This window comes from Sphingobium mellinum (assembly GCF_037860795.1).
GTDB classification, from domain to species: domain Bacteria; phylum Pseudomonadota; class Alphaproteobacteria; order Sphingomonadales; family Sphingomonadaceae; genus Sphingobium; species Sphingobium mellinum.
In genome coordinates, this window is record NZ_JBANRK010000018.1 from 16,531 (window position 1) to 41,977 (window position 25,447).

The 25,447-nt window shown below is 62.6% G+C and carries 23 protein-coding genes and 1 tRNA gene; 16 read left to right on the forward strand and 8 right to left on the reverse strand.

What is annotated here, in order from left to right; genetic code table 11:
- Positions 1 to 35 precede the first annotated feature (35 nt).
- Positions 36 to 881, reverse strand: a complete 846-nt coding sequence (locus AAC640_RS15250) for a p-hydroxycinnamoyl CoA hydratase/lyase (protein WP_340267764.1) — start codon at positions 879 to 881, stop codon at positions 36 to 38.
- Between the two features lie 232 nt (positions 882 to 1,113).
- On the opposite strand from AAC640_RS15250, the gene AAC640_RS15255 reads away from it, so the two are divergent.
- The 5 genes from AAC640_RS15255 (at position 1,114) to AAC640_RS15275 (ending at position 7,551) form a co-directional block, all read left to right on the forward strand.
- Positions 1,114 to 2,091: an AraC family transcriptional regulator gene (locus AAC640_RS15255; RefSeq protein WP_340267766.1), complete on the forward strand. Its 978-nt coding sequence runs from the start codon at positions 1,114 to 1,116 to the stop codon at positions 2,089 to 2,091.
- Positions 2,092 to 2,237: 146 nt separating this feature from the next.
- Positions 2,238 to 4,847, forward strand: a complete 2,610-nt coding sequence (locus AAC640_RS15260; RefSeq protein WP_340267768.1) for a TonB-dependent receptor — start codon at positions 2,238 to 2,240, stop codon at positions 4,845 to 4,847.
- Between the two features lie 75 nt (positions 4,848 to 4,922).
- A complete protein-coding gene (locus AAC640_RS15265; protein WP_340267770.1) occupies positions 4,923 to 5,930 on the forward strand; it encodes an NAD(P)-dependent alcohol dehydrogenase in 1,008 nt (335 codons plus the stop codon).
- Positions 5,927 to 7,054, forward strand: a complete 1,128-nt coding sequence (locus AAC640_RS15270; protein WP_340267772.1) for a Rieske 2Fe-2S domain-containing protein — start codon at positions 5,927 to 5,929, stop codon at positions 7,052 to 7,054. Before AAC640_RS15265 ends, AAC640_RS15270 begins: the two co-directional genes overlap by 4 nt.
- Positions 7,055 to 7,110: 56 nt before the next feature.
- A complete protein-coding gene (locus AAC640_RS15275; protein WP_340267774.1) occupies positions 7,111 to 7,551 on the forward strand; it encodes an alcohol dehydrogenase catalytic domain-containing protein in 441 nt (146 codons plus the stop codon).
- A gap of 14 nt (positions 7,552 to 7,565) precedes the next feature.
- Here the strand turns inward: AAC640_RS15275 and AAC640_RS15280 are convergent, their stop codons facing one another.
- On the reverse strand, positions 7,566 to 7,937 hold the full coding sequence (locus tag AAC640_RS15280; protein ID WP_340267776.1) for a nuclear transport factor 2 family protein: 372 nt from the start codon (positions 7,935 to 7,937) through the stop codon (positions 7,566 to 7,568).
- The gene (locus AAC640_RS15285) at positions 7,934 to 8,659 is read right to left on the reverse strand and encodes an alpha/beta fold hydrolase (protein ID WP_340267778.1); all 726 of its coding nucleotides are present in this window, start codon (positions 8,657 to 8,659) and stop codon (positions 7,934 to 7,936) included. The genes AAC640_RS15280 and AAC640_RS15285 overlap by 4 nt, the downstream gene beginning before the upstream one ends.
- Before the next feature lie 186 nt (positions 8,660 to 8,845).
- Between AAC640_RS15285 and AAC640_RS15290 the strand changes: the two genes are divergently transcribed.
- A complete protein-coding gene (locus tag AAC640_RS15290; protein WP_340267780.1) occupies positions 8,846 to 9,868 on the forward strand; it encodes an alpha/beta hydrolase in 1,023 nt (340 codons plus the stop codon).
- Between the two features lie 189 nt (positions 9,869 to 10,057).
- Here the strand turns inward: AAC640_RS15290 and AAC640_RS15295 are convergent.
- Positions 10,058 to 10,132 (reverse strand) — tRNA-Gln (locus AAC640_RS15295).
- A 123-nt stretch (positions 10,133 to 10,255) separates the two neighbouring features.
- Here AAC640_RS15295 and AAC640_RS15300 point away from each other — a divergent pair.
- Together AAC640_RS15300 and AAC640_RS15305 are read left to right on the forward strand one after the other, a co-directional pair.
- A complete protein-coding gene (locus AAC640_RS15300; protein WP_340267782.1) occupies positions 10,256 to 10,777 on the forward strand; it encodes a MarR family winged helix-turn-helix transcriptional regulator in 522 nt (173 codons plus the stop codon).
- Between the two features lie 81 nt (positions 10,778 to 10,858).
- Complete coding sequence (locus tag AAC640_RS15305; protein ID WP_340267784.1) at positions 10,859 to 11,170, forward strand: hypothetical protein; 312 nt, start codon at positions 10,859 to 10,861, stop codon at positions 11,168 to 11,170.
- A gap of 49 nt (positions 11,171 to 11,219) precedes the next feature.
- On the opposite strand, the gene AAC640_RS15310 is transcribed toward AAC640_RS15305, so the two are convergent.
- A complete protein-coding gene (locus tag AAC640_RS15310) occupies positions 11,220 to 12,224 on the reverse strand; it encodes a TerC family protein (RefSeq protein ID WP_340267786.1) in 1,005 nt (334 codons plus the stop codon).
- 352 nt (positions 12,225 to 12,576) lie between these two features.
- A complete protein-coding gene (locus tag AAC640_RS15315; RefSeq protein ID WP_340267788.1) occupies positions 12,577 to 14,088 on the reverse strand; it encodes a glycerol-3-phosphate dehydrogenase in 1,512 nt (503 codons plus the stop codon).
- A 67-nt stretch (positions 14,089 to 14,155) separates the two neighbouring features.
- Between AAC640_RS15315 and glpK the strand changes: the two genes are divergently transcribed.
- The gene (glpK, locus tag AAC640_RS15320; protein ID WP_340267790.1) at positions 14,156 to 15,643 is read left to right on the forward strand and encodes a glycerol kinase GlpK; all 1,488 of its coding nucleotides are present in this window, start codon (positions 14,156 to 14,158) and stop codon (positions 15,641 to 15,643) included.
- Between the two features lie 24 nt (positions 15,644 to 15,667).
- Here glpK and AAC640_RS15325 read toward each other — a convergent pair whose 3' ends face one another.
- Positions 15,668 to 17,341, reverse strand: coding sequence for a PAS domain-containing sensor histidine kinase (locus AAC640_RS15325; RefSeq protein ID WP_340267792.1), 1,674 nt, complete (start codon positions 17,339 to 17,341; stop codon positions 15,668 to 15,670).
- Positions 17,342 to 17,499: 158 nt separating this feature from the next.
- Here AAC640_RS15325 and AAC640_RS15330 point away from each other — a divergent pair, with 158 nt between their 5' ends.
- From AAC640_RS15330 to AAC640_RS15350, 5 genes are all read left to right on the forward strand, one after another.
- Positions 17,500 to 17,814, forward strand: a complete 315-nt coding sequence (locus tag AAC640_RS15330; RefSeq protein ID WP_340267794.1) for a hypothetical protein — start codon at positions 17,500 to 17,502, stop codon at positions 17,812 to 17,814.
- A 261-nt stretch (positions 17,815 to 18,075) separates the two neighbouring features.
- Entirely contained in the window at positions 18,076 to 18,609 is a 534-nt protein-coding gene (locus AAC640_RS15335; protein ID WP_340267796.1) for a hypothetical protein, read from the forward strand.
- Between the two features lie 78 nt (positions 18,610 to 18,687).
- The gene (gene ppc, locus AAC640_RS15340) at positions 18,688 to 21,387 is read left to right on the forward strand and encodes a phosphoenolpyruvate carboxylase (RefSeq protein ID WP_340267798.1); all 2,700 of its coding nucleotides are present in this window, start codon (positions 18,688 to 18,690) and stop codon (positions 21,385 to 21,387) included.
- A 223-nt stretch (positions 21,388 to 21,610) separates the two neighbouring features.
- The gene (locus AAC640_RS15345; protein WP_340267800.1) at positions 21,611 to 22,204 is read left to right on the forward strand and encodes a hypothetical protein; all 594 of its coding nucleotides are present in this window, start codon (positions 21,611 to 21,613) and stop codon (positions 22,202 to 22,204) included.
- On the forward strand, positions 22,204 to 22,863 hold the full coding sequence (locus AAC640_RS15350) for a hypothetical protein (RefSeq protein ID WP_340267802.1): 660 nt from the start codon (positions 22,204 to 22,206) through the stop codon (positions 22,861 to 22,863). The genes AAC640_RS15345 and AAC640_RS15350 overlap by 1 nt, the downstream gene beginning before the upstream one ends.
- 57 nt (positions 22,864 to 22,920) lie before the next feature.
- Here the strand turns inward: AAC640_RS15350 and AAC640_RS15355 are convergent, their stop codons facing one another.
- Positions 22,921 to 23,373, reverse strand: coding sequence for a peptidylprolyl isomerase (locus AAC640_RS15355; RefSeq protein ID WP_340267804.1), 453 nt, complete (start codon positions 23,371 to 23,373; stop codon positions 22,921 to 22,923).
- 154 nt (positions 23,374 to 23,527) lie between these two features.
- Between AAC640_RS15355 and mgtE the strand changes: the two genes are divergently transcribed.
- Together mgtE and AAC640_RS15365 are read left to right on the forward strand one after the other, a co-directional pair.
- Entirely contained in the window at positions 23,528 to 24,958 is a 1,431-nt protein-coding gene (gene mgtE, locus AAC640_RS15360; protein ID WP_340267806.1) for a magnesium transporter, read from the forward strand.
- Between the two features lie 41 nt (positions 24,959 to 24,999).
- Entirely contained in the window at positions 25,000 to 25,398 is a 399-nt protein-coding gene (locus AAC640_RS15365; RefSeq protein ID WP_340267808.1) for a DUF1489 family protein, read from the forward strand.
- The last annotated feature ends 49 nt before the right edge of the window (positions 25,399 to 25,447 follow it).

Consider the following 25,447-nt stretch of genomic DNA (forward strand, 5'->3'; position numbering starts at 1 on the left):
CCGGTGCATCCCTTTTCCTAGCGACGTTGGCGGGTTCAATTGTCCGCTTTTGCCCCCGCCTTGGTCAGGTCATAGGCGCCGAGTCCAGGCTTGTAGCTTTTTTCGTCGATGAACTGGCGAATACCCTCCTTGCGGCCGTCGGTCTTGTCATGGAAATTGGCGGCCTCCTGCATCCTGACCAGATAATCCTCGGCCTCGTCATAGGTCATCGTGCCGACGCGGCGGACAGCATCCTTGGCGAATTTCAACGCCACAGGGTTCTTCTTAAGTAGGATTTCCGCGACTGCACGGGTCCGGTCCCTCAACTGGTTCAGCGGGATGCTTTCATTCACAAGACGCATGGCGGCGGCCTGCTTGCCGTCGACCAGGTCGCCGGTAAGCGTTAGCCACATGGCGTCGCGCATCGGCAGCAGATCGACGACAACCTTGGTCACGCCACCTCCTGGCAGGATGCCCCAATTGATCTCGGACAGCCCGAACTGCGCCTCGTCTGCGCTGATCGCCAGGTCGCAGGCGAAGAGGGGGCCGAAGCCGCCACCGAAACACCAGCCATTGACCATCGCGATGGTGGGTTTCTGAAACCAGCGCAGGCGGCGAAACCAACCATAGCTTTCGCTCTGCGACTTGCGCACGCCGCGCAGCCCCTGTGATTCGGTTTCGCGGAAATATTCCTTCAGATCCATGCCGGCCGACCAGGCGGAGCCTTCGCCACCCAGGACTAGGACGCCGACGTCGTCGCGAAACTCCAGTTCGTCCAGCACGTCCATCATCCGCCGGTTGAGCGTGGGGCTCATCGCGTTGCGCTTTTCGGGCCGCGCGAAATTAACCCAAGCGATCCTGTCCTCGACATGAACGGAAACGACATCCTTTTCTTCCATCATCGTCTTCCTGATTGGCTTACGGAAATAAGGGGTCGGCATCACCGATGCGACTATGTATCCCTAGCATACAATGAGCGATGATTTAAGCAAGGCGCAAAGCACGCGGCACGCCCACCTGCAAAACGCAGAATCCTGTTGCAGAAATAGTATGCCGGGGATACGTTTGATGTATCAACGAAAAGAACGGCGCCGCGCCGGATCGCCGGCGTGCGGATGGGGATGGATAACGGATATGACATATCCCAATCATGCCGGGCCTTGGCCGGAACGAAAGTCGGTCAGTTCGCTCGAACGCTTTTCCACCAGGCTGGTCCCGCATCAGCGCCGGCACCTGTTCTGGCGTGACGTCGTCGCGAGCGCCTTTCCGGGCATGACGATCGACGCATCGGAGGGCATAGAGGCCGACCTTGCGCGCTGCTTGGTCGGCGGGGTCGGACTGGCGCGGGCACGAAGCGACCGCGCCAAAGTGAGCAGAAGCGCCGCCCAGGGCGAAAATCGGCATCTGCTGCTGCACATTTTGCGTCGCGGTTCGATGATGATGACGCATGACGACAAGAGCGACACCGCGCGGATCGGTGAAATCATCGTCGCAGACGACACGCGTCCCTATGCCATCGACATTTCGCGATCGAACGACTGTCTGATTCTGCAGGTGCCCGTGTCAATGATGGGAGAGGATATCGCCGCGTGCGACTGGCATGGCCGCCTGTTTACTGCCGATAATCCCAAGGTCGCGTTTCTGGGGCATGTGCTTCAGGGCGTCTGGTCGCAGCGGGAGCAACTGTCCGACATGGATGACGATGTCGGGGCATTGATGGCCGATGCCGCGCGCATGGTCTGTCGTTCCGGGCCGGCCAGTTCCTGCGCCATCCCGGCGCGACGCTCGCCGGTAGAGTATGCGCTGGACAATCTGGGCAACCCCGACCTTGGTACGGCGCTGATCGGCGAAGCGCTCGACCTGTCGGCGCGCGCTGTACAAAAATCCTTTTTTCGCCAAGTCGGCCTGACGCCGACCAGCTTCATCACGAAGCGACGGCTGGAACGGGCGACGGTCCTTCTGGCGCGTGACGGCGGGCAGACGATCACCGACATCGCTTTTGAAGTCGGCTTTAATGATTCCGCTTTCTTTGCTCGCTGCTTTCGCCGCGAGTTCGGCGTGTCGCCCATCCAATGGAGGCGGGGTGGCGCGCAGGGGCGCCCCGCGGTGTGAAGGCGCCCGGTCGTCCGGGTGCGGCGACCATGTTCGCGTGCGTCCTGATCGGTCGTTCGCCCGCGTCCAAGACCTGAAGCCGCCCGCATATTAGAAGACATACAAAATCGCCGGAACAGGCGTGCATTTAACGGGAGAGACATTCCATGGGAAAAACGACCATCGCGCTGCTGCTGGCTTCGTCGGCGTTTGTCGCGGCGCCTGCCATCGCGCAGGACGGTCGACAAGTCGCGACCACCGGCGACGGAAACGCCGATCAGGGCGGGATCGCGGACATCGTCGTCACGGCGCAGAAACGCGCCGAAAATGTGCAGGATGTGCCGATCGCAATTTCGGCCTTTACGACCGAGGCATTGCAGGAGCGTGCGATCGGCAGCGTATCGCAATTGTCGGCGATCGCGCCCAACGTCAATCTGGACGCCGGCACGCCCTTTTCCGGTTCGACCGCTGTACTGGCCGCCTATATTCGCGGCATCGGCTCCGATGATTTCGCCTTCAACATTGATCCGGGGGTCGGCGTCTATCTGGATGGCGTCTATCTGGCGCGCACCGTGGGCGCGAACCAGGACCTGCTCGACGTCGCCCGCGTAGAGATATTGAAGGGGCCGCAGGGTACGCTGTTCGGCCGCAATACGATTGGCGGGGCGATCTCTATCGTCACCAGCGATCCGGGCAAGGAATTCAAGGCGACGGGCGACGTCACCGTAGGCAGCTACGACCTGCTTCAGGTTCGCGGATCCGTGACCATTCCGATCACCCAGGGACTGAGTTCGGCGATCACCTTTGGCGTCAAGACCCGCGACGGCTTCCTCAAGCGCGTGCCCTTTCCCGACCAGCGCACCAACAACACACCATCCTTCACCGCCTTTTCCGCAGCCGGCTACGACAGCGCGCGTCGGGAAGGCGAAAACAACAACTGGAACCTCCGGGGTAAGCTGAAGTGGGACAATGGCGGCGCTATACGTGCGACCTTCTCGGGCGATTACAGCAAGGACAAGGGCACCTCGGCCAACAAATTGCTTGCTACAACGGAAAATGTACCCGGCAATTTCGCTGGCACGACCAACCTGCCCGGTACGGCGTTCGATCCAACGGGGACGACCGGATTTTCGTTCGCCGGCCTCTATAATTTCTGCATCGGCAGCACGGCGGCGCAGATCGCCGCACGCAACGCTTCGGCCCTGTGTGGCGTATCGGGCACGCAGTTCAATCCGCAGTTTCAGTTGCCTAGCTATGCGAGTGTCAATGTGGACGGCAACCCGTCCAACGACCGCCTGCCATGGGATGGGCGCTATCTGATTAACGACAAGGACCGCAGCTATGCGACCGGCAACAGCTATTCCAACCTCAGGACATGGGGCTTAAGCAGCGTTGTCGATTTCGATCTGGCGGATAATGTGGCGCTCAAATCGATCACGGCGTACCGCGAACTTCACTGGAATGCCGGACTGGACGCGGATGGATCGCCGCTCAACTTCGGTCAGCTCAGCTTCACCATGAACCAGAAGCAGTTCAGCCAGGAACTCCAGCTGCTGGGTGACGCGCTGGACAAGAAGCTGCATTATGTCCTGGGCGCCTATTATTTCAGCGAATCCGGCGATCTGCACGATTATGTCACCTTCGCCGAGGGACAGGTTCAGGTCGATGGCCCCAACCATCTGTCGACCAAGAACTACGCCTTCTTCGGGCAGGTGGACTATCGCCCGATCGACCTTATCGGCATCACGGTCGGCGGCCGCTACACCAATGAACGCAAGACGTTCGAGGGGGGGCAGCAGGAGCTGAACGGTTTCAACTACAAGCTGTTTGGATGCGCGAACGCGGATGGCACGATCTTTCCGAACGGGCCGTTTCCGCTTGCTCCTATCCCATGTTCAGTGGGGTTGAGCTTCCCGGATCCAACCAATCCGCTGCGGGTCTATACGCCCGGCGTCAATCACAAGAAATTCAGTAACTTTTCGCCCAAGATCGGGCTTCAGGTCCATCCGAGCAAGGATGTCATGCTCTATGGCAGCTGGTCGAAGGGTTACAAGACAGGCGGGTGGACGACGCGTCTGACCAATCCGCAAGGCAATGTCGCCCCGGACTTCAACGAGGAAAAGGCGAGCACCTGGGAAGCGGGCATCAAATCGACCTTGCTGGATCGCCGCCTCCAGATGAACGCTGCGGTATTTTCCACCAAGTATCGCGACATTCAGCTTAATATACAGGTTGGAACATCGCCGACCATCTCCAACGCCGGTGACGCGCGCATCCGCGGGTTCGAACTGGAAGTCCTCGCCGCGCCTGTGGACGGCCTGAAGATCAACGGGTCGGTCGGCTATATCGATGCCCAATATACTTCGGTGTCCCCCGCCACGGCGGCAGTGGGTGGCCCAAGCGCCTTCCAGGCGGGCACGCTGGTGGGTGAAGCCCTTCCCAAGACACCCAAATGGAAGATAAACATCAGCCCGCGCTACGAAGCGAAGCTGGGTAATGGCGGCTCGCTGGTTGTCCTGGCAGACTGGACGCACAGTTCGAGCGCGTGGAACGATACGCAGCGCACGTTCCTGCTGAAGCGTGTGGCCGCCGATATCGTCAATGCCAGCGTCAGCTATCACGAGCCGGGGGGACATTGGTCGCTGACGGCCGGAGGCACCAATCTGACCGACAAAAGATTCCTGACCTCAGGCGGGTCGAACCTTGCGGCGGGCGCGATCTTTGGCACCTATAACCGGCCGCGCGAATGGTATCTGCGCTTCGGCTTCGACTTTTGAGCCGTGGGGGTGCTCACGATAGATGCCGCAGTCATCGACCGGGCGGGAGACCCCATCCGGTTCGAGCACTTGGCCATGGATCCGCCTGGTCCCTGCCAGGTGCGGGTGCGTATCCACGCCTGCGGGATATGCCATACCGACATGGTGATGCGGGAGGGGGCGTTGCCCATCCCCTTTCCCGTCATCCTTGGCCATGAAGGCGCCGGCGTGGTCGACGCGGTCGGCGCGCGCGTCGGCGGGCTGGCGCCGGGCGACCATGTGCTGCTGAGCTTTCACAGTTGCGGCGGTTGCGCCGCCTGCCTCGATCACCAGCCGGGCTATTGTGACGAGTTCGTGTCCCGCAATTTCCTGGGCAAAAGACAGGCTGGCGAAGGCTGCATCCGGCGCGGGGAACAGGCGATCGGCGGCAATATATTCGGGCAGTCGGCCTTCGCGACATATGCGCTGGCTCATCAGGATAATGTCGTGCGCATCGACGCGGATCTGCCGCTCGACCTGCTCGCACCGCTTGGTTGCGGGGTGCAGACCGGCGCGGGCACCGTATTGGAAACACTGAACGTCAAGCCCGGGCAGTCGATCGCGATCATGGGCGCCGGCGCGGTCGGCCTGGCTGCCGTGATGGCGGCCAGGATTGCGGACGCTGCGCGGATCACGGTGCTGGATCGACATGCGCATCGGCTGGATCTTGCTCGCGAACTGGGTGCGAGCGAGACGGCGCCGGATCTGGCGGCACTGGAAGGATTGTTCCATCATATCGTCGATACGACCGGTGTTCCCGCCTTGTTGGAGCAGGCGGTAGCGATGCTCGCCCCGCGAGGGACGCTTGCGCTGGTCGGCGCCTATCCCGGCGATCGCATGGCGATCGACCCGTCAGCCGTGATGAGCATGGGGCGCAGGATCGTCGGTGTGGTGGAGGGCGGGGTCGATCCGCGCCGCTTCATCCCCCGACTGATCGGCTATTATCGTGAGGGACGCCTGCCGCTGGAAAAGCTGGTCCGCCGCTATCCCTTCGCGCAGATTGAAGAGGCGTTCGCCGCATCCGAACGGGGCGAGGTGATCAAGCCCGTGGTCGTGATGCCATGACGGGTGAAGGCGTCGCTGGCGGGACCCCGGAAACAGCCTTGGATATCGAGCAACCCTTCAGGCGGCCCTGGCCCCGCAACGCATGGTATGTTGCCTGCACACCCGACGAGATTAAGGGGAAGCCGCTGGGCCGCCAGATTTGTGGCGAGAGGATGGTCTTCTTCCGCGGCGGCGAAGGCAAGGTGGCTGCGCTGGAAGACTTCTGCCCGCATCGGGGAGCGCCGCTGTCGCTGGGTTTCGTCCAGCATGGAGCACTGGTGTGCGGCTACCATGGGCTGGCGATGGGCTGTGAGGGACGTACTGCCTGGATGCCAGGCCAGCGCGTGGGTGGCTTCCCGCCCATTCGAACCTTTCCTGTAATCGAACGCTACGGCTTCATCTGGGTATGGCCGGGCGAAGCGGATGCCGCCGATCCGGCACGGCTTCACCATCTGGAATGGGCCGAAAGCGATGCATGGGCCTATGGCGGCGGCCTCTATCATGTCGATTGCGATTATCGGCTGATGATCGACAATCTGATGGACCTGACCCACGAAACCTATGTCCATTCCAATAGTATCGGCCAGAAGGAGATCGACGAGGCGCCGGTCAGGACGCGGGTGGTCGGTGAAGAGGTTGTCACCACTCGATTCATGGATGGGATCAAGGCGCCGCCCTTCTGGCGGATGGCGCTGGAAAGTGCGGGTCTGCCGGGCGACGCGACGGTCGATCGCTGGCAGATCTGCCGCTTTTCGCTCCCCAGTCACGTCATGATCGAAGTCGGCGTCGCGCTGGGGGGGAAAGGCGGTTACGAGGCGGACGGCGAGGACAAGGTGTCGAGCATCGTCGTCGATTTCATCACGCCCGAAACTGAAACGTCGCACTGGTATTTCTGGGGCATGGCCCGGCGTTTTGCCGTGGAAGACAAGGCGTTGACTGATACGATCCGCGAGGGGCAGGCCAGGATTTTCGCCGAGGACATGGAGATTTTGCAGCTGCAGCAGCGTAATCTCGAGCGCTATCCGGAACGCAAGCTGCTGCTGCTGAACATCGACGCGGGCGGGGTTCGCTCGCGCAGGATGATCGAACAGGCGATGGCGCTGGAAAGCGGTGCGCATGGACTCCCCGACACCGCCGACTGCTGAGGTGTTGCCTGCCAGTCTGGGGCGCTGACGGAACCGGTTCATAAGCGGAGAGCGTTATGAGCAGCAACAGAGGCGTCGTCTATGTCGGACCCGGCAAGGTCGAGGTGCAGGACATCGCGGATTCCAAGCTGGATGCGCCCGATGGGCGCCGCATCGAACATGGCGTGATCTTCAAGGTCCTTTCCACCAACATTTGCGGGTCAGACCAGCATATGGTGCGGGGCCGCACGGCCGCGCCGGCCGGTTTGGTGCTGGGCCATGAGATCACCGGCGAAGTGATGGAAAGGGGCGTCGATGTCGAGATGCTGGAGGTCGGCGACATCGTGTCGGTGCCCAACGTTGCCTGCGGCCGCTGCCATACCTGCAAGTCGCAAGACACTGACGTTTGCCTGACGGTCAATCCGGCGCGGGCGGGGGTGCTTATGGCTATGTCGACATGGGTGGCTGGATCGGCGGGCAGGCCCGCTCCGCACGGCGGGATATTGGCGGCCGCGTAGCGCCTCCGTTTCCGTCAGAAAGCGAGCGTCCCGCGACGCTCGGCGAACAGCCAGACGCCGTCCTGCAACACCAGCTGGTCGAAGAAATCGCCGACCAGCACCGTGTCTGTCATATGCAGCAGAACGTAGCTGTGCGCGCGCACAGCCCAGTCCGACACGATGTCCACGACCGTGTTGGTCATCACATGACGGGTGATGCGTTTGGGTCGGTCGCGGAAGAAGGCGCGGATCGCTTCCTTGCCAACGATCGGTACGTCCGGTTGCGTGGGGCGGGTAAAGCTTCCATCATCGGTGAACATCGCCGCCAGACTGTCATGGTCGTGCGCGTCGTTTAACATGGCGAAGCGGCGAACCTGCCGTTCGACGACCCATTCGATGTCATTCATATATCACGCCTCCAAGCCTGGAGGGGTTCGTTCAACCAATTTTGCAGCGCCTCGGTAACGGCCTCGGCCGCTTCGATCGGGGCCATGTGCCCGCTTTCAGGAAAGACCACATAGCGGGCATGGGGAATGGCGGCGGCAATCGCTTCATGCTGCGCTGGCGGACTCCAGCGATCCTGTTCGCCCACGCCAATCAGGACCGGGCAGTCGATCTTGGACAGCTGCGCATGGGCATCGGGTCGATCGAGCAGCGCGCGGATCTGATTTTTGTGAATCTGCGGCGACATGCGTTCGACCATCGCATAGAGTTTTTGGCGCAGCGCCGGGTTCGCCATGAGCGCCCCGTCCTTCACCATTGGCGGCAGCCAGCGATCCGCCAGCGCGCGCATTCCGGCTTCCGCGCTGATATCCAGCAGTTCCTGGCGGCGACGGGGTTCTTCAGCCGTTGCGGGATGTACCCCGGTGTCGAGCAGCGCGATCCGCAGTATCCGCTCGGGGGCCCGAGCGACGACGTCCAGCGCGACCCTCGCGCCCATTGAATGGCCGGCAATGGAAAAGCGAGGCGGGGCGTTTGCAAGAATATCCATGGCCATCTGGCCGATCGAAGATTGGCGGCTGAGGTCGGGAATCATCACATCGTAATGGGTGGTGAGCGTCCTACGCTGATGCTCCCAAATGATCCCATCGCACAAAAGACCGGGCACCAGACAGATTGTTTCGCGCATTGCAGAATCCCTAAAACGTCGGTCGATAAGGCGCTTTCGACATGTTCGTGATGGATGGACACCGACCTATATGTATCCTAGAGATACAGTTATCATATAACTTGCCCGATCACAATCGCAGCTATGGTGCGCCCTTTATGTTCAGAAGCCGAGGTGCATCGAAGCTGCATTCGGCTAGATCCGGACGTGAACGGCAAGATGATGGAAAACCAAGCAAAGCCGGTACAAAAACTGGCGAAACAGAGGAGTGTTATCGTGGAGCCGACCGCTGACGTACTGAAGTTTTTCGCGGCGCTTGAGGAAGCCGGCGCTCCCAATTTCACCGAATTGTCGATCGAACAGGCCCGTAAGGCCTATCGGGAGCAGAGCGGCATATTTGGGGGAGCAACGGTCGAAATGGCGGCTGTGCGGGATATTATCGCTGATGGGCCGCTCGGGCCCATCCCGCTGCGGTTGTATCGCCCGCATGGATTGTCTCGGAGACCCGCACCCGCGCTGATCTACATTCATGGCGGCGGATGGGTGATCGGTGATCTCGATTCTCACGACAGGATTTGCCGTCAATTGGCCAGTCGCAGCGGATGTGCGGTTGTTGCCGTCGATTACCGACTTGCGCCTGAACATCCGGCACCTGCCTCGTCCAATGATGTGATTGCCGCCTTTTGGTGGATTGTTGCGAACGCATCGACGCTCGACATCGACCCGGATCGGATCGCTATTGGCGGTGACAGTGCAGGTGGCAGCCTCAGTGCAGTAACGGCCATTGCCGCCCGGAATGCCGGTTTCCCCCTATGCTGCCAGATCTTGATTTATCCAGGAACGGATAACCGGAAACTGGCGTGGGGTTATCCGTCCCGTGTCCGTAATGCCGCGATGCCGCCCCTCACTGGAGAGGTAATGAAATATTTTCTGGATATTTATCTGACAGATGAAACGATCGCGGCGGACTGGCGTGTGTCGCCCCTGGTCGTGGAGCAGACTGCCGGTCTCTGCCCCGCACTCGTCATAACGGCTGGTTGCGACAACCTGTGTGATGAAGGTAGCTTGTATGCAGAAAAGCTCGAACAAGCGGGCGTCGATGTGACACGGCGTGTCTTTTCCCGCATGATTCATGGTTTCGTCGAACTCAGCGGCATCGTACCGGAGGCAAGCGAGGCGATGGACCTGATAGCGCTGACGCTTCGGCAGCGCCTTTCCGCAACTCCATGATGTTCATTTGAAGCCTTCGACAGCCTGCTCGGAGAAGTTGACGCCTAGACGCCCCCGCGCCGCACCGTATTCGGGATGCCTCCCATGCCCACACAGCCCCAACTTTGTAGCAGGTTTCTGTAGCAAACGCCCCACCACAGTTCCGGCGTCGTCCGAAAAGCCAGGTTTGGCAGTATGTTGGGAAAAACTTGGCTGGGGCGGCAGGATTCGAACCTGCGCATGGCGGTACCAAAAACCGCTGCCTTACCGCTTGGCTACGCCCCAACTGGTTCCGGCCCGGGCCGGTGCGGCACGGCATATAGCGTGTCCGGCGGGAAAGGAAAGCCTAGTCATGGCTTCCGCCCATCGCCATAGAGGGTCTCGAAATCCTTGCCCTGGATAGCCGATATGAGCGCGAATAATCCCTCAATTCCCTCCGCAGCCTCACAGATTACGCCCGCATCGCCCTTATTCTTGCGGGAAGACGAGATACGCCGGGGCATTGAAATGCTCTATTTCGGCTATTCCGCGCTGACACGTTCCATCGACGAAGGACTCGTCTCACAGGGGCTCGGGCGGGCGCATCATCGCGCGCTCTATTTCATATCGCGCCAGCCGGACCTGACAGTTAAGGAGCTGTTACGGTTGTTGGCGATCACCAAACAATCGCTTGGCCGGGTCCTGGGCGATCTTGTCGAACGGGGCTATATTGAAACGCGGCAGGGCGCCAGCGATCGACGGCAGAAGCTGTTGCGCCTCAGTCCGGCCGGTGTGGCTCTAGAGGCCGAACTGTTCCGGGCGCTGCGCGAAAAGATGGCGGCCGCCTATGCGCAGGCGGGACAGGGATCGGTCACCGGTTTCTGGCGCGTGCTGGAAGGGTTGATCCCCGACCAGGACCGGTCGATGGTCTTCGGCCTGAGAAGCAGATGAGCGGCGGCGAGCACCGTTACGCAACCTTATCGCGGCTCGGGCGGTTATTGCGGACCAGTAATGGCCATTGGGGACAAAAGCATGAAATCACCATTTCTCGTCGGACTGACCATCCTATCGGCGGCGGGGCTGAGCGCCTGTTCGCAAAAGGCGAGTGACAGCGTCGAAAATGCCGGATCGGCGATCGGCAACGACATCAGCTCGGTGGCAAACAAGGCCGGCGACAAGATCGAGAACGGCGTCGACGAGGCGGGTCGTGCGATCAACAATGGCGCCGAAAAGATAGGATCGGCCGCCGACAATGCTTCACGCGATGCCAAGCAGGAGGCATCCAAGGCCAAGCATGATGTCGGATCGGCGGTGGAGCGCGCCGGCAACGACATGAAGCACTGATCGTCTGACGCGGCCGCCGGCAGTCCTGACGGACTGCCGGCGGTTCGCGCTACAGGCTTTCCAGCCCGCCTTTCGCACCGTTGCCCGATTGACCGCGTGTCTTCCACAACGACCAGCCGACGCCGGCGGCGATCAAGGCGAAGGTTATGCCCAGGCTGAGCAGCGGGGGGAACTTTCCCCCATCCAGCAGAAAGTCCGCGATAAAGATCTTCGCGCCGATATAGACGAGCACCGCCGCCATCGCATATTTGAGATAATGGAAGCGGTCGACCATGGCCGCGAGCGCGAAATAGAGCGCGCGCAGGCCCAGAATGGCCATAACGTTCGACGTGTAGACGATGAAGGTGTCGGTCGTGATGGCGAAGATCGCCGGCACGCTGTCGAGCGCGAAGACGAGGTCCACGAAATTAATGACAATCAACGCCAGCAGTAGCGGCGTGGCAGCCGTGACCATGTTCCCCGTGCGCGGATGCCTGACCCTGGCGAGGAAATGTTCATCTCGCACGTCGGCTGTTACCGGCATGTGGCGGGAAACAAACCGGACAATGGGATTGGCGCCGATGTCCATCGGCTTGTCCCCTGTCAGCATCATCTTGATACCGGTGAAGATCAGGAAGGCGGCGAAGAGATAAAGTATCCAATACGCTTCCTGCAACACCATCGCGCCGCCCGCGATCATCAGCCCGCGCAGCACGATTACGCCGACTATGCCCCACAGCAGCGCGCGATACTGGTAGCGCGGCGGAATGGCGAAATATGTGAAGATGAGGCTGATTACGAAGACATTGTCGATCGAAAGCGCCTTCTCGATGAAGAAGCCCGTGAAATATTGCATCCCTGGTTCGGGCCCGCGGGCGATCCATACCCATGCGCCAAACAATAGCGCGACGCTGATATAAAAGGCAGAGAGCTTCAGGCTCTCACCGACGCCGATCTCGCGATTTTCCTTGTGCAGGAAGCCGAGGTCGAAGGTCGTGAGCGCGACGACTATGACCAGGAAGGCCAGCCAGAACCAGGCAGGCGTTCCGAGCCAGTCGGCGAAGAGAAATTCCATGGCATATGCTCCTCTTGTCCAACGGGAGTGGATCGGAGGATTCGTTGCGATGGAGGAGGCGCCTGACGCCCATCGGTCGCATCGGTTCATCCGATGCGGTCCGACATCACGCGCTCACGTCAAGACAGGCAGCGCGCCAGAGGGGCCCGGTCCGCACCTGCGAGCATAGGGAAGGGATTAGCCAAGATCAACAGCGGCGTTGCGCTATTCGGCGGCCACTTGCGCCGGGGCCGAGTTCTCAGTCCCGCCGCTGTCGTTGATGCTGTTGCTCACCTAAAACCGCAAGGTGGCGGGAGCGCGGACGGTCGGCCGCCGCTGCGGTGCCAGCGTCAGGCGCGGGCCGCGACGCTGGTCACCTTCCCTTGCGCAACGGGGCTGAGAGCGAACTGGATGCGTCAAGATATTCGTCGATCCGCGCGGCGGCTTCGCCGGCCAGGTGCAGGCCCAGCTTGCTGCGGCGATAAAGGATGTCCTCGCTGGTTCGCGCCCATTCCTGCGACACGAGATAATCAACCTCCGCGGCGCTCAGGTCTCCCGCAAGGAGCGGACCCAGATCGTCCAGACATTGAGCGTTGCCGAGCAGCCGGCCCGCCCGTGTCCCATAAGCCCGCGCCAGCCGTCGAAGCAGCGTTGGCGGCATTCCGGGGCGCCCGGCGATTAAGCGGTCGAGAAAGGCGTCGAAGTCACCGCTTGTCATGTCGCCGCCTGGCAGCACAGCTCCGGCCGTCCACGCGCTGCCTGTTCCGAGCAGGTCGAGCGCGTGCTCCGCAAGCCGCCGATAGGTGGTGATTTTGCCGCCAAAGACGCTGAGCAAGGGCGCGCCCTCCTTGTCCAGGTCCAGCATATAGTCTCGCGTTACGGCCGAGGGGTTGCCCGCCTGGTCATCATAGAGGGGGCGGATCCCGGCATAGGACCAGACGATGTCGCCCGAGCCGATCTGCTGAACGAAATAGCGGTTCACCGTGTCCAGCAGATAGGCCGTCTCCGTCGCATCGATGCCGACCTTCGCAGGGGCGCCTGCCCATGGCTGGTCGGTCGTGCCGATCAGGGTGAAGCGCCCCTCATAGGGGATCGCGAACACGATGCGACGGTCGGCGTTCTGCAGCATGAAAGCATGGTCGCCGTCATAAAGACGCGGCACGACGATGTGGCTGCCCTTGACCAACCGCACCCCGCGTTCCCTCGCCAAGCCCGCAGCCCGGATCACCTCGGCCACCCAGGGGCCGCCCGCGTTGACAAGGATGCTCGCGCGCACCTCCGTCGTACCGCTGTGGTCCACGATTTCGGCACGCCACCGGTCGCCATCGCGCCGGGCACGTACGAGCCGGGTTCGGGTGCGGATGTCGGCGCCGCGTTCGGCTGCGTCCATCGCGTTCAGCACGACCAGCCGGCTGTCCTCTACCCAGCAATCCGAATAGACGAAGCCCTTGCCCCGCCGGTTCGCTAACCCCGACCCCAAAGGCGAGCGATCGAGCGCGATCGTCTGTGTCGCGGGGAGCGCGCGTCGTCCGCCCAGATGGTCGTAGAGGAACAACCCCAGCCGCACCATCCAAGCCGGGCGCGGCGACCGGGTCTGTGGCAGTACGAAACGCAGCGGCCGGATAATGTGGGGCGCCATGCGCCACAGCCGTTCCCGTTCCATCAGCGATTCCCGCACCAACCGGAACTCGCCATATTCCAGATAGCGCAATCCGCCATGGATCAGCTTGGTCGAGGCGGAGGATGTATGGCCGGCCAGGTCGTCCTGTTCCACCAGCAGCACCGAGAGGCCGCGACCTGCCGCATCCCGCGCGATGCCCGCACCGTTGATGCCGCCCCCCACGATCAGCAGGTCATAGGTCGCAGACAGTTCGTTCCCGCTCATCGCGTCCCTTGCTATACCCTATTCGGGCCGAACGAAATGCGCGGATCGGGCCCAGGAGGATAAGCCCATGGCCGCTACCCACATTCTTGCCATCGACCAGGGCACGACATCGACCCGCAGCCTGCTGTTCGACCACGAAGCCCGCCGGGTGGCGACGGCACAAAAGGAATTTCCCCAACATTATCCGCAGGCCGGATGGGTCGAACATGACGCGGAGGATATCTGGCGCGATACCCTCGCCACCGGCCGGGACGCGATCGAGAAGGCAGGGGTCGCCGCCGGCGACATCGCGGCCATCGGCATCACCAACCAGCGGGAAACCACCCTCGTCTGGGATCGGCGCACCGGCGAGCCGATCCATCGGGCCATAGTCTGGCAGGACCGGCGCACCGCCGCCTATTGCGCCGACCTGAAGCGCCAGGGCGTCGAGGAAGAGGTGCGCCGTCGTACCGGCCTGCTGCTCGACCCCTATTTTTCCGCGACCAAGCTGCGCTGGCTGCTCGACCATGTGGAGGGCGCCCGCGCGCGAGCGGAACGCGGCGAGCTTGCGTTCGGGACGGTCGACAGCTTCCTGCTGTGGCGACTGACCGGCGGACAGGCGCACGCCACCGACGTGACCAACGCATCGCGCACCTTGCTCTGGAATGTGTTCGAAGGACGGTGGGACGGGGAGATGTGCCGGCTCTTCGACATACCCGAAGTCATGCTGCCGCAGGTGCATGACAATGCCCATTTCTTTGGGACTACCGCGCCCGGCCTGTTTGATGCGCCAATCCCGATCACGGGGGTGGCCGGGGACCAGCAGGCGGCGCTGTTCGGTCAGGCCTGTTTCGCGCCGGGTATGGCCAAGTCTACCTATGGCACCGGCTGTTTCATGCTGTTGAACTGCGGCGAGATCACCGTCCGGTCCGAGCACCGCCTGCTGACCACGCCTGCCTATCGGCTGAACGGGCGAACCCATTATGCGCTGGAGGGATCGATCTTCGTCGCCGGAGCGGCCATCAAATGGCTGCGCGACGGAATCGGCGTGATCACCCATGCCAGCGACACCAACGACATGGCGACACAGGTGCCCGACAGCCATGGTGTGTATATGGTGCCGGCCTTTGTCGGGCTTGGCGCGCCGCACTGGGATCCGGATGCACGCGGCGCCATTTTTGGGCTGACGCTGGGAACGACCAAAGCCCATCTCGCCCGCGCGGCGCTGGAGGCGGTGGCCTATCAGACCGGCGACCTGCTCGACGCGATGGCGGCAGACATGGGCGTCCGCCCGGCTATGATGCGGGTCGACGGCGGCATGGCGGCGAATGACTGGCTTTGCCGTTTCGTCGCCGATATCGTCGATCTTCCGGTGGAGCGGCCTAACGACCTGGAGGCGACCGCGCGGGGCGCGGCCTTCCACGCCGGGCTTGCCAGCGGGCTTTGGTCCGGTCTGCCGGCACTGGAGCGCCTGTGGCAACAGGATCGATGTTTCTCACCGTCCATGGAGGGCGCGCAGCGCGAGCGGCTGCTTGCCGGCTGGCACGATGCGGTTCGACGAACCAGCAGTCGATGAGCGCCGCTTGGGCGGGCCCATTCCTCAAACGCTGGGAATCTTCAGCGGAATCGCTACGTCATGACCGGCGGCAAGCGTCGCTGATCGATCCGTGTCAGTATCAAGAGGCACAGAGATGAGGCAGCGGACGCCGCCACCCCGAAATTCAAGCCTGGTCGTGGCGCCCAGCCGGTAAGGCAGAGCCTGTTCGATAAGCTCCCGACCAAAGCCTTCCCGCAAACCGGTGAGCGCGACTGCAGGCACCCCCGATTCGTTCCAGTGAAGGTCAAGGCGGTCCCGCCCACCGGGGTCTGTCCGCACCGACCATCCGATCTCCAGCCGTCCACCTTCGCCCTTCAAGGCCCCGTATTTCAGCGCATTGGTGGTCAGTTCATGAACAGCGAGGCCGAGCGTTTCGGCGACACAGGAATCAAGCAGGATATCCGGGCCGTCGATGCTGACGTTGGGACCGTCGCACACCCCTACGCTGATCAGTTCGTCGCGAACGAGATTTTGCAGGTCCGCCGTGCCGGCCGCTGTCTGCGTCACAATCACCTGGGCCCGGGCGAGCGCATCCAGCCGGCCCCGGAAATGGTCCACCATGTCGTCCAATTCCCGTCCGGATTCCATTGATCGCGTGAAGACGGACCTGACGACCGTCAGGATATTGCGGACACGGTGCTGCAATTCCGCCACCATCAGGCGCAGTTGCTCTTCGCTGCGGCGCAAGGCAGTTTCCGCCCGGGCCCGTTCCACCGCGTCCCATATGCGGTGGGCGACGGCGGCCATCAGGTTCAGTTCCTCATCGGACCAGCGTCGAGGCGTCTGGAAGTCGACGCTTATCACGCCGGCCAATTTTCCATGCTTGCGCTGAGGAAAGCCGATCGCCGCCCGGGTGCCAGCGCGCCGAAACGCATCCCGCGCGAGAAGATCGATGCGGGGATCTTCCTCACAGTCCTCGATGATCACCGGTCGATCCTGCGCGAGCGATTCTAAAATCCATTCGCCGAAATCACGAAGGCGAGGGTGCGCAGAAAAGGGGGATCGATACGGAGCGACGTCCACGCCTTGGGCGGATATGATTGTGTCGCCGTCCCCGCCCAGTTCGATATAGTAGGATCGGACCGCTTTCAGCCTGTCGTTCACCATACGCATCGCCGTGCGCTGCACTTCGGCGGGATCCGCGAGAGGACGCAACGCGTCATTCAGGCGCAACAGAAAAAGATGACGCTCCTCCTCTTGGCGTATGCGTTGCTCCGCCGCCTTCCGTTCCGTTGTTTCCAGCACGGTCAACAATATGCCGTCCACCAGCCCGTTCGGGCCACGCACGGGGCTATTGGCGATGGTATACCAATGAACTTCCATCCTGCCGGTGGCGGGATGGCAATGGGACACATCATCGATCAGCACGGACTCGCCCGCCCGGATCCGCGCGATCAGGGTCGGGTTCAGCGGTTCGGTTGCGGCCCAGCTCGCCCGATGCGGCCTGCCGAACCGCGTGGGATGCTGCTGCCCGACCAGCTTGGCATATTGGTCGTTATATATTTCGACAAGCGCGTCGCCCCACAGAAGCGTCATCGGCATCGGATGATCAAGCAGAAGGTCGAGGGCGTAACGCAGGCTGTCCGGCCATCCGCTGATCGGACCAAGCGGAGTTGCCGCCCAATCATGCTCCCGCACGCGCGCCGCCATCTCGCCATTGCCGCTGGGCCAGGTCATGAGCGGACCCTCCTCCTCTCTCCACGTTACGTCAATAGCACAAGATAAGTCCGGCCGGGCATTTCTGCGGCCGGGGCGGTGAGCGTTCCAGGGGTCGGGGGAACGCCCGCGCCGTCTTGGCCGTTAGCTCGGGGGCTGACCCCTTGCAGGAGGATGTGATGGACGCCAAGCGCATGAGTTTCGGCCTCGGCCTCTTCTCAATGGCTCTCGGCCTCGCCGTACGACAGGCTTCCCGCCATCGTGCCCTGTGGGGCGCGCTGGCCTTCGTTGCAGGTGCCACGGTAATCGACGCGCTGGTGGCCCGCACACTCGACAGGAACAGGGGCAGGGCGCTACCCGTTCGTTCATCAAGCAAATTGCGCCGCACCGCGATGTACCGATCGCCTCCACGGCGCCATGCAGCCAAGCCTGCCACCACCATCGAGCCCGAGCATATGCCCCTCATCAGCACTCCCGACGTCACGCATCATTGAGAGATATCGCTCATGATCCGAAAACACGTCCGGGTCGTGGAGTGACAGCGCTGTCACTTTACCGGCGGGGTAAAGTGACATTCCCGTTTTTCCCCAATGAGCGCCGGCCGGACAAGGGAAGAGTGGCCGATCCACGTTGATCGCGGCGCATTCGCTTGCCATTCCGGCGCGGGACCAGGGGTGAAGTGACACGGATGTTTTTTGTTGTTTCGCCCTGACAAAGGGGATTCACAGCGAGTCGGCCTGTGCTAGAATCCCCTTATGTTCCACCAGCCCGACCTTTTCGACCAGCCCATGGCGCTTGTCCCCAAGTCGAATCTGCCGGACCTTGTCGACCGGGTTTCGCTCGTGTCGAAGCGTCCGCGCTACGCGCTGCTCGTCCTGAAGCTGATTGCCCAGGGGGTGGGCCATAATGACAGTATCGGCCCCTATGTACGAAGCGACGAGGGGCGAATGCCAGTCCGGGACTGGCTTTGTCAGGCTCTGGCGCCGCTCGCGCAGCGGGATTGCCGCCGCCTGGCGATGGTCGAGGCGGTTCGCGCGGAGGTGAGGGCAAAGCTGTCCCATCGCGATGACTCCGCGGCGCTCGACCGCGCGATCGAAGAGGAGGTGCGGGCTCGCATCATGCGATCTGGCCGCACCAGCGTGAGCCGGGCCGTGTCCGACCTCGTGCGCGCCGGGCTGCTGCGGCGGCATTATCAGGGCTATCGGGTCGATCATCATAATCGCGGCGCGCAGCGGGAGGCCGTATACACCATCATGCCAGAGGTCCGGCGCGCCTTTTCCCGGCATTGACCCGCCGAACCCCGCCCAGGTCGGCAATAGGGCGGGAATCGCCTTGACCGGACGATTGGTGCGGCGCAGCATCGATCTATGGAGACTCCTGCACCCTCTGCCGCGCCCGCCATCACGCAAAACCCCGACATCCGCTATCTGGGGCGGCTGCTGGGCGATGTGATCCGTGCCTATGGCGGCGACAGCCTTTATCGGCAAACCGAATATATCCGGTCGGCATCTGTGGATCGGGCGCGGGGACTGCATGGCGCAGACCTGGTCGACACCGGCCTGGAAGCGTTGAGCCTGGACGACACGCTCTCCTTCGTGCGGGGTTTCATGCTCTTTTCGATGCTCGCCAATCTGGCCGAGGATCGGCAGGGCATTGCCGCCGATCCCGACGCCGACATGGCGTCGGCGGTCAAACGGCTGGCGTCCCACGGCATCGGCCATGATGCGGTAGCCGAACTGCTGAACCACGCGCTGATCGTGCCGGTCCTGACCGCCCATCCTACCGAGGTGCGGCGCAAAAGCATGATCGATCACAAGAACCGAATCGCCGATCTGATGATGCTGAAGGATGCCGGGCGCATCGAAACCGACGAGGGCGAGAATGTCGACGAGGCCATTTTCCGGCAGATCGCGCTCCTGTGGCAGACGCGCCCCCTGCGGCGGGAAAAGCTGTTCGTGCAGGATGAGATCGACAATGTCCTGACCTATTTCCGCGACATTTTCCTGCCGTTGTTGCCCGCCCTTTATGCCCGGTGGGAACGCGTCCTGGGGGCGCGCCCGCCCAGCTTCCTGCGCGTGGGCAACTGGATCGGCGGCGACCGGGACGGCAATCCTTTCGTCCAGGCGCCGCAGCTGCGCTCCGCCCTGGCGCGGGGCTGCGAGGCGGCGCTCGCTCATTATCTGGACGCGGTTCATGCCCTGGGCGCGGAGCTGTCGCTCTCGACCGAGCTGGCCCAGGTGCCCCAGGCCGTACTCGACCTTGCCGATGCCAGCGGCGACCGCTCCGCCAGCCGCCAGGATGAACCGTATCGCCGGGCGCTGACGGGCATTTATGCGCGCCTGGCGGCGACCTACCGGACGCTGGTGGGACAGGAGCCGCCGCGTCCATCGCAGCTGGAGGGCGATGCCTATGACAGCCCTTCCCAGCTGCGGCGCGACCTCGCCATGGTCGCGCAGGGCCTTGCCAGCGAAGGGGATGGTGCGCTGGCCACCGGCGGCGCGCTCGGCCGGCTTATCCGGGGGGTCGAGACCTTCGGCTTCCATCTCGCCACGCTCGACATGCGGCAGAACAGCGACGTGCATCAGCGCGTTGTCGCGGAACTGCTGAAGGTGGCCGGGGTCGAGCCTGATTATGGCGGGCTGGACGAATATGCCCGCATCGCCCTGCTGCGCCGGGAACTGGCGACGAACCGGCCCCTTGGCACACGCTTTTCCGAATATTCGGAGGAAACCGCGTCGGAACTGGCGATCGTCGAGGCGGCGGCAGAAGCGCATCGCATATATGGACCCGCCTGCATCAGCCACTATATCATTTCCAAGGCGGAAAGCGTGTCCGACCTGCTGGAAGTGAACATCCTGCTCAAGGAAGCGGGCCTGTGGCGGGCCGGCACGAACGGCACCGCGCCGACTGCGGCGATCATGGCGGTTCCGCTTTTCGAAACCATCGCCGACCTGGAATCCGCGCCCAAGATCATGTCGGCCTATTTCGGCTTGCCGGAAATCGCCGGGGTGGTGAAGGAACGCGGCCATCAGGAAGTGATGATCGGCTATTCCGACAGCAACAAGGACGGCGGGTACATCACCTCCACCTGGGGTCTGTTTCAGGCGAGCAAGGCGCTGGCACCAGTCTTTGCCGCTGCCGGAACGGCAATGCAGCTGTTCCACGGTCGCGGCGGCGCTGTGGGACGCGGGGGCGGGTCGTCCTTCGCGGCGATCCAGGCGCAGCCCAAGGGAACGGTGCAGGGACGCATCCGCATCACCGAGCAGGGCGAGGTGATCGCCGCCAAGTTCGGCACGCGCGACGTCGCCATGGCCAACCTTGAAGCGATGACCAGCGCCACGCTGCTTGCCAGCCTGGAGCCGGCGGGCATTTCCGATCGCGACGCCCAGCGTTTCGCCGCCGCGATGGACCAGCTGTCGCAGACCGCGTTTCACGCCTATCGCGACCTTGTCTATGGCACCGAAGGGTTTCGGGACTTTTTTCGGCAGCTGACCCCGATCCAGGAAATTTCCGGTCTCAAGATCGGCTCACGCCCCGCGAGCCGGACCAAGAGCAGCCGGATCGAGGATCTGCGCGCCATTCCATGGGTGTTCAGCTGGTCGCAGGCGCGCGTGATGCTGCCTGGCTGGTACGGCGTCGGCCACGCCCTGGCCGCTTTCGACGACAAGGCGCTGTTGGCCGACATGGCGCAGAGCTGGTCATTCCTTCAGTCGGCGCTTGCCAATCTGGAAATGGTGCTGGCGAAATCGGACCTTGGCATAGCGGCGCATTATCTGCCGCTGGTGGAGGATCAGGCAATGGGCCGCGCCATATTCGACCGCATCCGGGAAGGATGGGATCTTGCCCATGACGGTCTGCTCGCCGCCACCGGCCAGTCGCGGCTGCTGGAAAAGAATCCGAAGCTCGACAGCTCGATCCGGCTGCGCCTGCCCTATATCGAACCGCTGAACCTGTTGCAGGTCGAACTGATGAAGCGCCACCGCGGCGGGGAGGACGACCCTCGCATCAAGGAAGGCATCGAACTTTCAATCAACGCCATTGCCACGGCGTTGCGCAACAGCGGCTGACATCCCGCAGGATCGATGGCGAATCCGGGACGGCCGCAGTCCAAAGGCCGCCCCGAACCCCCAGAGCCCGCCAATGCGGAAGGCTCAAGAACTGCACGCAAGCCTCTGGATTGCCGCCGCCGCATGAAGCCAGGATGAATCGGCATTGCTGATGTGTCATTCACAACCAATTCAACCACCAGACGTTATCGTCATCAGCAACGGAGAATTGAGGAGAAAGGCGATGACGTGGACCGGACGAGGATTGCTGGCTGCGATAAGCCTTGCTGGCGCGTCCGCCTTGGGCGGTTGTGCCTATGACGACGGCTATTATGGCGGCGTGAGTGTCGGCACTGGCTATTATGGCGGCGGCTATTATGACAATTATGGAGGGCCTGGCTATTACAGCCCAGGCTATTATTCCGGCTGGTATAACGATTTCTATTATCCGGGCAGTGGCTACTATGTTTATGATCGCGGCGGTCGCCGGCAGCGGTGGAATGATGGGCAGCGCCGCTATTGGGAGGGACGTCGCGAGGCGCGTCGTCCCGACGATCGCCGGAACTGGGATGGCGGTCAACGCCAGTGGCGTGGTGATCGCAATGGCCAGGGCGACCGCAATGTGCAGGGCGATCGAGGCAACTGGCAGGGCCGGTGGCGCGATCGTGACGCCAATGCCGCCCCGGCCACACCGCCTGTGACGCAAAGCGAGCCTGGTGCGACGACCCCGCGCGCTGGTTGGGGCAGACGCTCCGACGGCGCGCGCTGGCGCGGCAATGATGGGCCGGATCGTGATGACCGGTCGCGGGGTGACGGCCGTAGGGACTGGCGTCGCTGATGCAGAATGCGGTCGGCGCGGCGGCGCTTCTCGCATGTCTGGTCCTAACCGCCTGCGACGGGCGGGAGGAAAGCGCGATCGACAATCTGGCCAACGGCGCCAACGCCACGCAGGTGGATAATAATTTCCGGGCGGAAGCGCAGGCGGTATTGGAGCCGCTGACGCCTCCCGCGCCGGGGACTCCGGGCGGCTTGCCGATCACGGCTGCTCCTCCGGAGGAGGACGCCATCGATCCCAAGAGCGCGCAAGGTGCCGCCCAGGTCGTCCAGGGCTATTATGGGCTGCTGGAGGAAAGGCGGTTCAACGACGCACAAGACCTGTGGAACGAGCATGGCGCCATCGGATCGGAAGACGATGACAGCTTCGCTCGCCGCTTCCGTAACTTCAGCGAGATCCACGCCAATGTCGGGGCGCCGGGCCAAGTCGAAGGAGCGGCTGGATCACTTTATATCGTCGTGCCGGCACAGGTCTATGGACGCCTCGCCGCGAACGGAAAGCCCTGGTACAGGCTGCGGCAGGTGACTCTGCGCCGGGCCAATGACGTGCCGGGCTCCAGCAAGGCGGACAGGCGCTGGCACATCGAGTCGATAGGACCCTATATTCCGCCTGCGGAAGGCGCCCCAGAGGCGGACAACGCTGTCAGCAATGACATAAGGTAATTTCTCCCCTCCGCCCTGGAGTGCAGTCCGGAGCGAAGGGAAGATCGGGTCAGGCCATCAGGAAATTGTGGCCTTCAGAATCTTGCCGGGCGTGCGCGGCGGTTCGCCCTTGGGCAGCGCGTCGACATGTTCCATGCCGGACGCGACTTCGCCCCAGACCGTATATTGGCCATCCAGGAAGGTCGCATCATCGAAGCAGATGAAGAATTGGCTGTTCGCGCTGTTGGGGTTGCTGGAACGCGCCATGGAACAAACGCCGCGCACATGCGGTTCCCGGCTGAACTCGGCCTTCAGGTCAGGCAATTTTGACCCGCCCATGCCGGTGCCGGTCGGATCGCCGCCCTGCGCCATGAAGCCGGGGATGACGCGATGGAAGACGACGCCGTCGTAAAAACCGTCCTTCGCGAGCGCGGTGATACGTTCGACATGGCCGGGCGCCAGATCGGAACGCAGCTTGATGACGACGTCGCCGCCGCTGTCGAGGGTGAGTGTCAGGGTGTCGTCGGCCATGGAAGTCCTCTCTTTCGGGCAAGTGGGAATGGATCGCCCATAGGAGCGTTAGGGCAGCGATGGAAGCGCTTGATCAACCTTTGAGGCATTGCATTTATCCGGTTCATCGGCAAAAGCAGCGGAATGTTACAGGAACCGGACAGTAGGGGACGCGATGAGCGAGCGAGCCGATATGGCCGAACCCCGGCCGGACGAAGAATTTGACGCCGGCCGGACGGAGCAGGCGGAATCGCGTCATGACGAGGACGACCGGCTGAAGTCCGAATTCGTTTCCGCCGTGCTCGACGCGGTGGAGGACGACGATCGGGACTTGGCGCGCGACCTGGTGTCGCCGCTTCATCCCGCCGACATCGCCGACCTGCTGGAACTCACGCCATCCGACCGTCGCGGAAAGGTGGCGGCAGCGCTCGGCGACCTGGTCGGGGCGGAGGTGCTGTCCGAACTTAACGACTATGTGCGCGATGACCTGCTCGATTCGCTTGAGCCGCAGCAGGTCGCGGATTTCGCCGCCGAGCTGGATACCGACGACGCGGTCGCAATCATCGAGGATATGGAGGCGGCCGATCAGCAGGCCGTCCTCGATGCACTGGACCCGGAGGACCGGGCGGCCATCGAAAGCGCGCTGTCTTATCCGGAGGAGTCCGCCGGCCGCCTGATGCAGCGCGACCTGGTCGCGGTGCCAGAGCATATGACTGTCGGCCAGGTCATCGACTATCTGCGCGATAATCATGATCTTACGACCGACTTCTGGGAAATCTTCGTAGTTGACGAAGCGCATAAGCCGATCGGCACCTGCCAGCTCAGCTGGATACTGACCTGCCCCCGCTCGATCGCCATGACTGACCTCATGAAGCGCGAGCAGACCCTGATCCCAGTTGACATGGACCAGGAGGAAGTGGCGCTAAGATTCCAGAAATACGCCCTTATTTCGGCCGCGGTCGTCGATGCCAGCGGAAGGCTGGTCGGCATGATTACCGTGGACGACGTCGTTCACATCATATCTGAAGAAGCCGGTGAGGATATCCTGCGGCTGTCGGGCGCCGGCGAGGGCGACATCAACCAGCCGATACTGGAAACGGTAAGGACCCGCCTGTCCTGGCTTGTCGTCAATCTGGGAACGGCGGTGCTGGCCGCCTCGGTCGTCGGCCTCTTTCAGGGAACCATTTCAAAATATGTGGTGCTTGCCGTCCTGATGCCGATCGTGTCGGGGATGGGTGGCAATGCGGGCACGCAAACCATGGCGGTGGCTGTCCGCGCGCTGGCCACCAACCAGCTCACCAGTTCCAACACCATCCGCCAGATCATCCGCGAATTCCGCATCGCGAGCGCGAATGGCACGGCGTTGGGGATATTGATCGGCGTGGCCGTAGGGTTGATCTACGGCAATCATGACCTGGGTCTGGTGATTGCGCTCGCGATGCTCATCAACAATCTGGTGGCGGGCCTTTCCGGGATATTGGTGCCCGTGACGCTCGACAAGCTGAACATCGACCCCGCCGTGTCCTCTGCCGTGTTCGTCACGACCATGACAGATGTGATGGGCTTTTTCTCCTTTCTAGGGCTGGCGACCATCTGGGGATTGTAGCGATATCTTGACGGCAGGTGCCAAGCGCCCATCTTCACCCCATGCCGCTTCATCTCACCAAAATTGCGTTCGGCAGCGAAAGCCCGACGACCTTGCGCAGCTGGCTGGAAAGTCACGCGTCCGAAGCGCGGTTGACCACCCGCTATCTGCCCAAGCGCGTGGCGGAGATGGAGGGCGGCTCGCTGTACTGGATACACCAGCATCGGCTGGTGGGCCGCAGCCCGCTGATCGGGTTCCAGGAGACCGGGGAGGGCCGTTTCTGGATCAGGCTGGAGCCACGGCTGGTCCTTGTGCGCGGGACGCCCAAGCGGGCGCATCAGGGCTGGCGCTATCTGGAGGAAAAGGATGCGCCGCCCGACCTGGATGGCGGCGAGGCGGATGATCTGGACGCCATGCCGGCGGTGATGCTGGGCCAGTTGACGCGGCTCGGGCTGCTCTAAGCTTCGGGCGTTTCCGGGTCAGCAGATGATCCCAGCGGCTTGGAAATGC